This window comes from Clostridium tagluense, from assembly GCF_003865095.1.
Lineage (GTDB): Bacteria > Bacillota > Clostridia > Clostridiales > Clostridiaceae > Clostridium_AD > Clostridium_AD tagluense.
On sequence record NZ_BHYK01000023.1, the window covers coordinates 1 to 12,961 of the forward strand.

Sequence of the window (12,961 nt, forward strand, 5' to 3'; positions counted from 1 at the left end):
AAGAGAAGGACCGCAAAATTCTACAAACTTGTCAAGTGTTTTATGCGAAAAAAGTGGGGGAATCAACAAAAATTAATGATACTAAAAATGAGTAATCACAGGAACTAAGGAGTTTCCGTGAACGCTCAGATAATACAAGGAGGAATATTAATGGCAAAATATAATACAACCATCGATGAAAAATGGCAACAAAAATGGGAACAAACTAATCTCTATAAATTTGATGAAAATAATACTGATAAGAAGCTATATGTGCTTGAAATGTTCTCTTATCCGTCTGGAAGTCAACTACATGCTGGGCATTGGTTTAACTATGGGCCCGTAGATACCTGGGCTAGAATGAAGAAAATGCAAGGTTACAATGTATTTCAGCCAATGGGCTTTGACGCTTTTGGATTGCCTGCTGAAAACTATGCAATAAAAACTGGTGTGCATCCAAAAGATTCTACAGAGCAAAACATTACTACTATGGAAAAGCAATTAAAAGCCATGGGCGCAATGTTTAATTGGGATCATGAAGTTGTAACTTGCCGTCCAGATTATTATAAATGGACTCAATGGTTATTCTTAAAACTATTTGAAAAAGGTCTTGCCTACAGAAAAAAGGCCCCTGTAAATTGGTGCCCTAGTTGTAGTACTGTACTTGCAAATGAGCAAGTATTAGTAGATGGTTCTTGTGAGCGGTGCGGCACTCAGGTTACTAAAAAGAATTTAACCCAATGGTTTTTAAAAATTACTGACTATGCTGATGAACTATTAGAAAAACTTGATACCTTGGATTGGCCTGAAAAAACTAAATCAATGCAAAAACATTGGATAGGAAAATCTACTGGCGCTGAGGTTACATTTAAAGTGGAAGATTCAGATATAGACTTTAGTGTCTTCACCACAAGAGTTGACACCCTATACGGTGTTACCTATGTGGTACTTGCACCTGAAAATGACCTTGTAGGTGTCCTAACTAAAGATGAATATAAAGATGCTGTGGTGACTTATAGAGATGAAGCTAATAAGCAATCTGATATAGAAAGACAATCTATTACAAGAGAAAAAACCGGTGTATTTACTGGTTCCTATGCTATTAATCCTATTAATGGAATAAAAATCCCCATTTGGATTGCTGACTACGTTTTAAATACCTATGGAACCGGCATCGTAATGGCTGTCCCCGCTCATGATGATAGAGATTTTGCCTTTGCTACTAAATATAATTTACCTATCGAAAGAGTAATTGTTCCTGCTAATAGTGTAATTTCTGGTACAAAAACCGAAATAAATAGTCTCGAAGATCTTCCTTACACTGAACATGGAAAAATGGTAAATAGTGAAGAGTTTAATGGTTTATCTACTGTGGATGGAAAAATTGCTGTAGTAAAAAAATTAGAAGCTCAAAATTTAGGAACAGAAAAAGTAAACTTCAGGCTTCGTGATTGGTTAGTTTCAAGGCAGAGATATTGGGGAGCTCCTATTCCAATAATTCACTGTGATAAATGTGGGCCTGTACCAGTACCTGAAGACCAACTTCCTGTAGAATTACCTTATGACGTAGAATTTGCACCAGACGGAGAATCACCCCTAGCTAAATCTGCAGACTTTATTAATGTACCTTGCCCAGTTTGTGGAAGTCCTGCCCACAGAGAAGCTGATACCTTAGATACCTTCGTTTGTTCTTCTTTTTACTATTTAAGATATGTAGATAACAAAAATAGTGAAAAGGCTTTTGATACAGACTTAATAAACAAAATGCTTCCTGTAGACAAGTATGTAGGTGGCCCTGAACATGCATGTATGCATTTACTGTATGCAAGGTTTATCACCAAAGCTCTTCGCGATATGGGCTATTTAAACTTTGATGAACCTTTCTTGTCTCTTACTCACCAAGGTTTAATTTTAGGACCAGACGGATTAAAAATGAGTAAATCCAAAGGAAATACTATTTCACCAGACCAGTATATAAAAGAGTTTGGTGCAGATGTGTTTAGAATGTACCTAATGTTTGGCTTTGGTTATACTGATGGTGGTGCTTGGAGTGATGATGGTATAAAAGCTATTGGAAAATTCGTTGATAGAATTGAACGAGCTGTAGACACTGGAATTTCTGAAATGTTAAAAGAAAGTAATAATGAGGCTCCTCTAAATAAGGCAGAAAAAGAATTAAACTACTGGAGACATTTTGCAATAAAGGGAGTTACTGAAGACACAGAAAAACTTCAATTTAATACAGCTATTGCAAGACTTATGGAACTTACAAATGCTCTATCAAAATATGTTAATGAAGAAACTGTTAATAGTAATTTCTTAAAAGAAGTTCTTGTGGATTATCTTTTACTTTTAGCACCTTTTGCTCCTCACTTTGCAGAAGAAAAGTGGGAAACCTTAGGTATGGGTTATTCTATATTTAATCAAAGCTTTCCTAAATTTGATGCTAGTGCTCTAATCAAAGATGAAATAGAGATAGCTATTCAAGTAAATGGTAAAATTAAATCCAGAATAACTATAGCGCAAAATTTAGATGAAGAAGCTATAAAAAAAGCTGCTCTTGAAGATGAAACACTAATTGCTTCCTTAGAAGGTAAAACTGTAAGAAAGATTATTATAATAAAAGGAAGATTAGTTAATATAGTAGCTTCTTAGTAAAAACTATTCACTGATCAGTATAAATCAAAAAAATAGAGTAGGGAGTCTAGTTTAGACTCCCTACTCTTATTTTTTGATTTATATTGTTTACATGTTATGAAACGCCATACACATCTAAGGTCTTTTGAGTTGATTTAAGAAGACTGCTAAGCTCAAAGACTTCTCCTTCTTCTAGTAGCTTATTTAATTGTTCTCTATACCTAGTTGCATCCATTAATTTTCCAAGGGAAGAAATCAAAAGAATATTATTCATTATATCAGATACCAAATTAGATTTAACCTCAAAGAGTTTTTGTGCGTCTTTAATCTCATCTTTAATTTCTAACATCTGCTGATCTAACTGAAAAGCAGCATCTGCAGCATTTTTAAGTTTTTCCCTTATATACTCTGGTATATCATGCTTATATTTATAATTTAGGGAATGCTCTACCGTAGCCCAAAAATTCATTGCCAAGGTTCTAATTTGAAATTCCGCTAGTATTTCGGTTTGGCCATCAGATAAATTCACCGGATACTTTATGATCATATGGTAGCTTCTATATCCGCTTTCTTTTACATTGGCAACATAATCTTTTTCATAAACTATTTTCATATCACGTCTTTCGCGAATCAAATTTACCACCTTATCAATGTCATCAACAAATTGGCACATTACTCTTATTCCCGCAATATCCTCCATTTCAAATTCAATTCGATCTAAAGGGATACAGAATTTATTAGCTTTTTCAAGGATACTAGATATTTCTTTAACCCTACCCGTAACAAACTCCACAGGTGAATAATCATTTTTACGTCTATATTCGCGCCGAATGCTTTTGAACTTTACCTTTAACTCTTCTACTGCCTGTTCATAAGGTATTAAGAATCTTTTCCACTCTCTTATTGCCATATACTCAGTCCTTTACATAAAATTTCATGCTTACAAAAAATATATACAAATTTTCGGATGCTGTCTTTTATTAATATTATATTTTTATTAATTTTCTGTTATAATTAATTTACTACTAAATTAACATAAAAGCAATTATTTTAGGAAAATACACCAAATTTATAACTAATCATAATACAGTAAATTTTATTTTGGGGTGATTAAATGGATAAAAAAATGTTTTCTGGTCTAGAAAATATGGGGTTTGATAATATTGAAGATATTAAAATCTATAATAAAAAAACTGAAACTGTGAAAGAAAATAGTCAAATCAACCAGGAAAAGTCTCTTCTATATAGTAAAGAAGTTACCTGCCCTGTATGTGGAGCAATTTTCAAAACTAGCGCAGTAAAGTCATCGGCTTATAGAATGATAAAAAAAGACAGTGACTTTTTTATAAGGTATTCATTAATTAATCCTTATTTCTATGACGTTTGGATTTGTAATTCTTGCGGGTATTCAGCTATGAAAACAGATTTCCATAGTATAAGAAGTATAGAAATAGAAAAAGTACAACAGTCTATTACACCTAAATGGAAGGGCAGGATGTATCCAGAGGTTTATGATATACATATCGCTATTGAAAGGTATAAACTATCCCTTTTAAATTATATAATAACCAATGCAAAATCAAGTAAAAAAGCAATCAATTGTATGAAACTAGCCTGGATGTACAGGCTACTCGAAACCCAAGATGCCCGCGAGATGGAGCTAGTATTTTTAAAGCAAGCACTAGAAGGACTTAATGATTCATATTATGCAGAAGCCTTCCCTATATATGGTATGGATAAATATAGTGCTATGTATCTTATTGGAGAGCTAAATAGACGTATTGGCAATACAGAAACTTCACTAGTTTGGTTTAGTAATGTAATAACAAGCCCTACTGTAAAGCAGAGTTTGAAAGAACTTGCGAGAGATATGAAGGACCTTATAAAAGAGGAAGAAGCTGCATTATTACTTGCTAATGAAAACCTAAATAAAGCTTCTACAGAAAACTTTGAGCCAATAGAAAATACTAAGAAATCTGGTTTTTTCTCTAAAATTTTTAAATAATAATTTAAATACATAAAAACAAATAACAAGTTAATATGCTAGAATATTTAACTTGTTGTTTGTTTTTACATTCCTATGATTATTATGTTTGTTATCCACATAAATAAATCTAGTAGTCATACTTATACACAAAAACTTACCTCTTTGTGCTATTCTAATATTTTTAAAGGATCAAAGTCCAAATAATCACAAGAAGTTACTATATACTCTACGCCTTCTATATTTCCCTCATATAACCTATTTAAAGATGGTCCATGCAAATGTCCGTATATTACCTTTGCCACATTATATTCTTTTACTAAACTTATAAGTTTAGTTTCTTCGAATTTATCATTAGTAGGTGGATAATGAAGCATTACAATAAATTTACTATATCCATTTTTCACCGCCTCATCTAATGATATTCGAAGCCTTATTAACTCTCTATTATATATTTTCTGGTCATGCTCTGTAAATTTTGTAGATCCCGGACAATTCCATCCCCGGGTACCGCATATAGCGAAATCTTTATAATTAAAAAAATTATTTTGAATAAAATTCATATCTTCATAAAGAGAATTAAGCTTTGTGATGCTACTCCACCAATAGTCATGATTTCCTTTGATAAGTATTTTTTTACCTGGGAGTTTATGAATCCACTCCAAATCCTCAAGGCCCTCTGAAATATTCATGGACCATGAAATGTCCCCTGCAATTAACACAGTATCATTAGCTGAAACTTTACTAAGCCAATTTTCTTTTATTTTTTCATGATGTTTCTCCCATTTATCTCCAAATATATCCATGGGTTTATCTGAATTTAAAGCTAAATGAAGATCAGATATTGCCCATAACGCCATAATATACCTCCTTTTTAATCTTTTTTCATTATTGAATCTATATCCATTACATAAGCAATAACCTTTGCTATTGCATCATATAATTCGAAGGGTATTTCTGATCCTATATCCACATTTAAAAGTAAATTAGCCAATTCCTCGTTTTGCACTACGGCTACCTTACTCTCTTCAGCCTTCACCAGAATTTTATCTGCAATATAACCCATCCCAGCTGCTGTTACTATAGGAACATCATATCCTTGTTCATATTTTATGGCAGCAGCTTTTTTTACTTTTTTCATTTTAACACCCCTCATTAGTGTTCGATAGTTCTATTTTAAATTATATTAAATATAATACTCCAGCATATTCACTATTATTTTTCTTAATGCTCTATTATATTATACCTTTATATTGAGGGTATTAAAACTTCTATCATCAAAAAATTCTCCGCAACTTACTAATGTAAATTCTTTGGCCTTGTTATTAACATCAATATTAACTCTATAATTTAGATTGGATAAATCCTTTATTAACTTTTCCTTGCCCAATTTTAAGACCTTAACCCAGAATTTATCACAATTAATATCAATATTCATATTATTATTATTAATTTTAATATATGCATCTACAGTTCCCATATTTATTGTTTTGACACTAGTAGCAATTTTAACATTCTTACTGTCAATCTTTTTCCCTTTTTTCCTATCATCTTTAATAATTAATTTAAATTGATATTCATCATCTTTAACGTTTATAGGCAAATCCAAATAGTAATATTGTTCAGAAATAGAATTAAACATCTTCAAATCGTTAAGTTTTTCATGGAATAAACCCATAACCTTTTCATAGGCCTCTGGCTTTAAGTTAATCTTATTTTCAATAAGGTCTTTAACTATATTTTTAATCTCTTCAGTCTTTAACTTAATTTGTTCTTTAATAAGAAAATCTGTAGTTATCTTTTCTACGTCACTTTCTACATTATTTATAATTCCCTTTTCAACCTCTGAAATATTCAATTCTTTTTTTATCATATTTATAATTTCATTAAGTGAATTGTTTTTTCCATATCCATTTGCCTTAGTATTGATAGCACTCTTAGTAGTTAGTTCCACTTCATCTGGCTTATCTTTTTGTGATATATTTGCATTTAAAGGTAATTCTTCATTTGGCACTATACTTTCTAGTTTCACACTAATAGGTTCGTTCTTTGCTATGTTTAATTTTACCTCTAAATTTTCTATTAATTTAACATAGCTATCTGGACTTAAAAATATTTGCTCCACCTTGAAAATTTTATCAACCATTGCTTCTATTGTGCTACTATTAAACTTAATATTTTCTAGCTTTATATTTTTATCTATTCCATTTTCTATATTAAGTTCTAAATTCTTATTTAGTTCTAAAGTTTTACCTAGTTTTATATTTTCATCTATTCCAGAACCCTTATTAAGTTCTATATTTTTATCTGGTTCTAAAGTTTTACCTGGTTTTATATTTTCATCTATTCCAAAACCCTTACTAAGTTCTATATTTTTATCTAGTTCTAATGTTTTACCTGGTTTTATATTTTCATCTATTCCAAAACCCTTACTAAGTTCTATATTTTTATCTAGTCCTAAAGTTTTACTTGGTTTTATATTTTCATCTATTCCAAAATATGCATTGAATTCTATATTTTTATCTAGTTCTAAAGTTTTAATAGTAGAATTTAATACCCTATAATTAACATCTAAATTCTTTAACTCTTTATTTATTAAATTAACTATTCCTTTTAGGTTGTTATTAGGTCTAAGATTATCTGAATTCTGAGTTTTATCCACTATTTTTCCATTATTATTTGGTAGCTGCACCGTCTTTGTTTCATTACTGCTTTTAAATTCTAAATTTGTAGACTCTTTGCTACTTTCATCTAAATCTATAAAGTTATTTAGGCCCACACTTACTTTGGAATCCTGTATATTCTTTAACGTATTTTTATCTGTATCACTATTTAAAAAGTAGTTGCTAATATCTTTTAAATTGTTGTATAGCGTTGACTCTCCTTTAAATAGTTTTATAAAGCTATCCAAATTTCCTTTAGTAATTTCTATATTATTTTCTTTAAATAATAATATCTCATCAATATCTAAATTCTTTAATGCCTCAAAAAAGTTTTTTAAAATTTTTGTTGTTTCATTTCCCTTTTCACTGCTAGGGTCAATATTTCTACTTTCAAGGTATCTAGCAATAAAAATTTCTTCTTTATTGGAATTTAAGGATATCTTTTCTCTAAAATCAACCAGATTTTTTATATCAATTATATTATCTTTAGTTAACGACATATCATGTTTTATCATTTTTCCAAAAAGCACTGCATCCGATTTATCAGTGCCGGGGCTATCTCCCTTACTGAAGGCTTCCAAGCCTTCAGTATCAATAGTTTTACCTTCTTTATCTTCATATACTAATTTTATTTCAAGCTTATCATTTTCAAAACCTTCTACTTCAAATTTAAGCACTTTACCTTCTGGAGCCTGCTGCAGTGGCTTATCAATCTTTGCAGAAAATTGCCATCCATCTAGTAATTTTAAACTAACTTCTCCCTTTTCCTGATCTGTACCTACTATTCTTGCATTGAAGGTTTCCCCAGCTTCAAAAGATATCTTACTAAAAGCTTTTTTAGCTTGTGGATTCTGTTGTATTGCAATATTGCTAATTATAGACATAAGCCACCCCCCTTTTTTTGAATAATAACATTTTTAAAAGTTATCAACATTTAATTATCGTATGAAACACTTTTTTTTAAAGGGGGAAGTCAATAATTATCTATTTTTAACTGAAAGTATTAAATAATTATTAACAATCCCCATAAAATAAATGTTACTAAAAAAACAAAGCTAAAATATTAACTTCAGCTTTGTTTTTTTAACTTTATTATTCTATAATTAAGGAATAGTATTTTTTCTTTCCTTTTTTTATAAGTACACTAGCATCCTTAAAATCTGAGTCTAAAAGTGTTTCATTTTTATCTTCAATTTTTCTGCCATTAACAGTTAATCCACCCTGTTCAATAAGCCTTCTAGCTTCTGCTTTTGATGGTACTACTTTAGTGTACACTAATATATCCATGAGTCCCACACTCTTCATATCTAAGGGTATAGATACTTTAGGCACGGTGCTCATATTAGCTCCACCACCAAACAATGCTTCTGCTGCTGTCTGAGCCTTTATAGCTTCTTCTTCTCCATGAATAAGTTTTGTAACCTCAAAAGCTAAAACTTTTTTAGCTTCATTAATCTTTTCATCTTTTAAAGCACTTAATCTTCTAACTTCATCCATTGGTACAAATGTAAGTAAGGATAAGCATTGCTTAACATCTGAGTCTGCTACATTTCTCCAGTATTGATAAAAATCATAAGGTGACGTTTTATCTGCATCAAGCCATAGTGCACCATTCTCTGTTTTTCCCATCTTTTTGCCTTCACTGTTAGTAAGCAATGCACATGTCATTCCATATGAAGATTTACTTTCTTTTCTTCTTATTAGTTCCATACCAGCAATTATGTTAGACCATTGATCATCTCCACCGAGTTGCATAGTACATCCATATTTCTGATTTAAAACTAAAAAGTCATATCCCTGCATAAGCATATAATTAAACTCAAGGAAAGATAGTCCTTTTTCTAATCTCTGTTTAAAGCATTCAGCAGTTAACATCCTGTTTACTGAAAAATGTACTCCTATATCTCTTATAAATTCTACATAGTTTAAGTTTAGTAGCCAATCTGCATTGTTTTCGAGTATTGCTTTACCATCACTAAAGTCTATAAGTTTTGAAAGCTGCGATTTTATGCATGATATATTATAATCAATTTCTTCTTTTGTAAGCATTTTTCTCATATCTGTTTTTCCTGACGGATCACCTATCATTGCAGTTCCACCGCCAACTAAGGCTATAGGCCTATGGCCTGCCCTTTGCATATGTGCCATAAACATCATAGCAATAAAATGGCCTATATGTAGACTATCCGCCGTAGGGTCAAATCCTATATAAAATGTTACCTTTTCAGTGTCTAGTATTTTCCTTATTTCCTCCTCATGAGTAAGTTGTTTGATGTATCCTCGCTCGTACAGTGTATCATATACATTTGACATAAATTATTCCTCCTTATTTTTAATGCTCTATTATTTTTGGGAAATAAAAAAACGCCCCTATGAAAGGGACGAAATAATTCCGTGGTACCACCCAAATTGATTTAACAATCCGCTCATGCCTTATAACGTAAGGTAAGTCCGTCTCAGCTTACTTTAAACATCATCTTCACAGCTACTTACCATCTTCGAAACTGCTCATTAACGACTTTATTTCAGCTTAAAGCTCCAGAATGTATTTCACTATATTCATTAACTAGTTCACACCTACCACTAGCTCTCTTAATAATTCCTACAGTTACTTTTTTCCTTCATAGCCTTTTAAATATAAACTTTTATTCTGTTAATTGTATAGGTATATTTAAAGTATATCAAGTTTACTAATTGGTCATTTTCTCTATTTATATCTATTTACTTGCTATATACTCTGATTTTCAACCATTTGCTCTATTTATAAAAAATGCAGGGTTTTTAGCCCTGCATTACACTAAAAATCAATTAAATGCTTACGCGATATAATCCTTTAAAAATTCTGGTGGGGTTTTATATTCACAACTAACATTTACATAAAAATCTACATTATACTTTCTAGCTAAAGAATCCATTTTAGAAAACAATTGTGCCGTATGCTCAAGTTTATCATCAACAATATTAAATACACCATCAACAAAAATGGTATCAATATCGTAATCTTTTGAGAGCATACCGCACAAAAAACCATAAAAATCATTATTATTTTTTAAATTAAACTCATTTGTAGCTACAAATCTCATTTTGCTGTTTAATTGTAGTACTGCCTTAGTATCATCATCAATATACACTATGTTCCCCTTAACCTCATGAACCTTTTCATTGGCAAGTTTAATCAAAGCTTTAGTTTTACCTGAACCTTTTCTACCGCAAAATACATGAATCATGTTAACCGCCTCCTATTTTATCTAACATAACCAGATAATTATTAAACAGGTCTACACTGTACGCAATATAGTTACACTCATTATATATTATTCAGAATATTTTTGCAATATTATACTTATTAAATAAAATTTTTAATTCCTGGAAAAATAACCTTAAAACTATTATCATCTTTTGAATCCACAAATATCACTTTACCATATTTTACAAAAGCCTTCTTCATTCTTGCAAATCCTTTCCCAGATTTTATGAATCTTTTTCTATCATCTAAGGCTATTAACTTATCGTATATCCACATATTTCTTTTTGAATAATTATGAGCATTAATTTTATTTGAAAATAATAAATTACCAGGACTAATTACGCTAACGCTATTATAATTTATTGCTATTTGTATTTCCTTATAGAACATAGTATAGTCCCTAAAAAGTATTGCATTTTTTACAGCTTCATGTACGGAGGCTATAGGATAATTTAAAGGAAATATATTTTTGAACAGTTCTTCTACCCTATCTAGCATATATAATAGACTTCCCTGCACAATTATAACCTCATCAAGCTTATTATTTACCTTGTTTACTATCTTAATCATATTATGAGGTAGATAAATACTATTAACTCCTGAAAACACCAATAAGCCACCTAGTGTAACAACTCTCTTATTATAATCTCTTTCAATAAAGGTTATTCCTGTATTATCCATAAACTCTAATCTATTGTCATCAGTTACTACAATTCCCTTGTTTAAAAAGTATTTATTGATTATATTAAAGTCCAAACTATTGATATCACTATTTATAATAGGCATAGTTTCAATATTTAAACTTAGATTTTCTTGTAAACAAGAGATTAATTCGTCCTTTCTCATGGTATCTGTTGTAGAACCACGCCTAATGTAAAAAGCACCATTTTCTCTTAATTGATAAGGCTTCTGACCACCATCATATATAGTTATAATTGCCAAATTTTTAGTTTGATATATTACAAAATCTATGGAAATTGGAATAGGTGGTTCACATCTTGAACTAATAATTTGTTGAAACTGCTCTTCTTTAAAGTCGTCAAGATTAATACCTATAACTCTTTTGGTCTTATCTTCCACTCCAACAAGAATATATCCTCTTCCTCCACGAGAATTTGCTATAGCACATATATCTTTAGCTAATTCTTTTTTACCGCTTTCTATTAATATATCCATTTTTAACTTAAAATCTAATTTTGTACCTTCATCCCTTTTTAACAATATGCTTATTTTTTTTGTATCCATATATTTCACTCCAACCGTGCTATAATAATATACTATGTTTATTGATATGCAATGTTTCTAAGATAATTTTTCTAATGATACTCTGGCATATTCAACAAAAGACGATGGAATACCATCGCCCTTTTATTCGCTTACAACTCTATTTTTACCACTTGCTTTAGCTTTATAAAGCATTATATCTGCTATTTCTAATACTTTATCCACACTTTTATTTCCCTTGTAATAGCTAATTCCAAAACTAGCTGTAATGGGGTTTTTTAGCTTCTTACTCTCACTTATGGTATTAGCTATTTTTTTTCTGATATTGTCAATTCTATTATAAACTATGTTATAGTTTCGAACTTCATGAATATATATAACAATTTCTTCCCCGCCATATCTAGCCACTATATCTTCATCATGCAAATTTTCACTTATAGTATTGGTAATACTTAATAAAATATCATCACCAGCTTGATGACCATACAAATCATTCACTTTTTTAAAATCATCAATATCCATCATAACTATTGCAAATTCAGTAGATATATCACTAAAAAGTTTATTTTCTATGGTGTCAAAAAAGTATTTTCTATTGTATATTCCAAGTAAGGGATCTCTTATTGAACTTTCCTTAACCTTAGCATATAACAAACTATTTTCAATAGTTATAGCAATTTGAATAGCAATAGAAGACATAAAACTTACATACTCTTGGCTAAAAAAATTCCATAGTGTATGTTCTACTATTATGTAACCCGTAAATTTATCTCTTAAATTAATTGGTATACCTATTATTGAATGTATTTTATCTTTTATTAAATCCTCTCCCACAGCGCTCTTAGAATTAATAATAAATAATTTCCCTTCATTTAATTGTACAAAATGGTCTTTAAACTTTAAATTTAAATCCACCGCATCACTATTTGTTGCCTTAACTACCAATTTATCAAATTCATATAAATATATTGATGAATATGTTACACCTGAAATACCTATAATCATGTCATTTATCATAGATATTAAGTTAGAATCACTAATATTAGAATTAATATACTTACTAATTTCAACAATGTTAGTTATATTATCCAACCTTTTCTCTAACTTAGTATTTTTTTCACTTATAATTTGTATGGTACTTTCAGCGAAATTTTGATAAGTTTCAAACTCTTCCCTTAGTCTTTCAAATTTTTCTACCAATTCTAATTCTTTTTCCATTCAATTTAA

Annotated in this window: 10 protein-coding genes and 1 other annotated feature; of the genes, 2 read left to right on the forward strand and 8 right to left on the reverse strand. The window is 30.2% G+C overall.

The window, feature by feature from the left end; genetic code table 11:
* The first annotated feature begins 150 nt into the window (after positions 1–150).
* Entirely contained in the window at positions 151–2,634 is a 2,484-nt protein-coding gene (gene leuS / locus Ctaglu_RS17510) for a leucine--tRNA ligase (protein WP_125004067.1), read from the forward strand.
* Between the two features lie 97 nt (positions 2,635–2,731).
* On the opposite strand, the gene yjbM is transcribed toward leuS, so the two are convergent.
* Positions 2,732–3,526, reverse strand: coding sequence for a GTP diphosphokinase (gene yjbM, locus Ctaglu_RS17515; protein ID WP_125004069.1), 795 nt, complete (start codon positions 3,524–3,526; stop codon positions 2,732–2,734).
* A 204-nt stretch (positions 3,527–3,730) separates the two neighbouring features.
* Here yjbM and Ctaglu_RS17520 point away from each other — a divergent pair, with 204 nt between their 5' ends.
* Complete coding sequence (locus Ctaglu_RS17520; RefSeq protein ID WP_125004071.1) at positions 3,731–4,621, forward strand: DUF2225 domain-containing protein; 891 nt, start codon at positions 3,731–3,733, stop codon at positions 4,619–4,621.
* Between the two features lie 149 nt (positions 4,622–4,770).
* Here Ctaglu_RS17520 and Ctaglu_RS17525 read toward each other — a convergent pair whose 3' ends face one another.
* From Ctaglu_RS17525 to Ctaglu_RS17555, 7 genes are all read right to left on the reverse strand, one after another.
* Positions 4,771–5,460, reverse strand: coding sequence for a metallophosphoesterase (locus Ctaglu_RS17525; protein WP_125004073.1), 690 nt, complete (start codon positions 5,458–5,460; stop codon positions 4,771–4,773).
* 14 nt (positions 5,461–5,474) lie between these two features.
* On the reverse strand, positions 5,475–5,741 hold the full coding sequence (locus Ctaglu_RS17530; RefSeq protein WP_125004075.1) for an EscU/YscU/HrcU family type III secretion system export apparatus switch protein: 267 nt from the start codon (positions 5,739–5,741) through the stop codon (positions 5,475–5,477).
* Positions 5,742–5,840: 99 nt separating this feature from the next.
* Positions 5,841–8,147, reverse strand: coding sequence for a ring-infected erythrocyte surface antigen domain-containing protein (locus tag Ctaglu_RS17535; protein WP_125004077.1), 2,307 nt, complete (start codon positions 8,145–8,147; stop codon positions 5,841–5,843).
* Between the two features lie 208 nt (positions 8,148–8,355).
* A complete protein-coding gene (gene tyrS / locus Ctaglu_RS17540; protein ID WP_125004079.1) occupies positions 8,356–9,576 on the reverse strand; it encodes a tyrosine--tRNA ligase in 1,221 nt (406 codons plus the stop codon).
* A 61-nt stretch (positions 9,577–9,637) separates the two neighbouring features.
* Positions 9,638–9,897, reverse strand: a binding site (T-box leader).
* 182 nt (positions 9,898–10,079) lie between these two features.
* A complete protein-coding gene (locus Ctaglu_RS17545) occupies positions 10,080–10,490 on the reverse strand; it encodes an ATP-binding protein (RefSeq protein ID WP_125004081.1) in 411 nt (136 codons plus the stop codon).
* 119 nt (positions 10,491–10,609) lie between these two features.
* Positions 10,610–11,755 carry an AlbA family DNA-binding domain-containing protein gene (locus Ctaglu_RS17550; RefSeq protein ID WP_125004083.1) on the reverse strand — a complete coding sequence of 382 codons (1,146 nt, stop codon included), beginning with the start codon at positions 11,753–11,755 and terminating at the stop codon, positions 10,610–10,612.
* A 123-nt stretch (positions 11,756–11,878) separates the two neighbouring features.
* Positions 11,879–12,952 (reverse strand): GGDEF domain-containing protein, encoded by a 1,074-nt coding sequence (locus Ctaglu_RS17555; RefSeq protein ID WP_125004085.1) that lies wholly within the window; start codon positions 12,950–12,952, stop codon positions 11,879–11,881.
* Positions 12,953–12,961: the final 9 nt, after the last annotated feature.

What these genes read in the sequence shown, in the direction of transcription:
- Ctaglu_RS17545 (WP_125004081.1), bottom strand. Translation starts at nt 10,490, where the DNA reads ATGATTCATGTATTTTGCGGTAGAAAAGGTTCAGGTAAAACTAAAGCT.
- leuS (WP_125004067.1), top strand. Translation starts at nt 151, where the DNA reads ATGGCAAAATATAATACAACCATCGATGAAAAATGGCAACAAAAATGG.
- Ctaglu_RS17530 (WP_125004075.1), bottom strand. Translation starts at nt 5,741, where the DNA reads ATGAAAAAAGTAAAAAAAGCTGCTGCCATAAAATATGAACAAGGATAT.
- tyrS (WP_125004079.1), bottom strand. Translation starts at nt 9,576, where the DNA reads ATGTCAAATGTATATGATACACTGTACGAGCGAGGATACATCAAACAA.
- Ctaglu_RS17525 (WP_125004073.1), bottom strand. Translation starts at nt 5,460, where the DNA reads ATGGCGTTATGGGCAATATCTGATCTTCATTTAGCTTTAAATTCAGAT.
- Ctaglu_RS17550 (WP_125004083.1), bottom strand. Translation starts at nt 11,755, where the DNA reads ATGGATACAAAAAAAATAAGCATATTGTTAAAAAGGGATGAAGGTACA.
- Ctaglu_RS17520 (WP_125004071.1), top strand. Translation starts at nt 3,731, where the DNA reads ATGGATAAAAAAATGTTTTCTGGTCTAGAAAATATGGGGTTTGATAAT.
- Ctaglu_RS17555 (WP_125004085.1), bottom strand. Translation starts at nt 12,952, where the DNA reads ATGGAAAAAGAATTAGAATTGGTAGAAAAATTTGAAAGACTAAGGGAA.
- Ctaglu_RS17535 (WP_125004077.1), bottom strand. Translation starts at nt 8,147, where the DNA reads ATGTCTATAATTAGCAATATTGCAATACAACAGAATCCACAAGCTAAA.
- yjbM (WP_125004069.1), bottom strand. Translation starts at nt 3,526, where the DNA reads ATGGCAATAAGAGAGTGGAAAAGATTCTTAATACCTTATGAACAGGCA.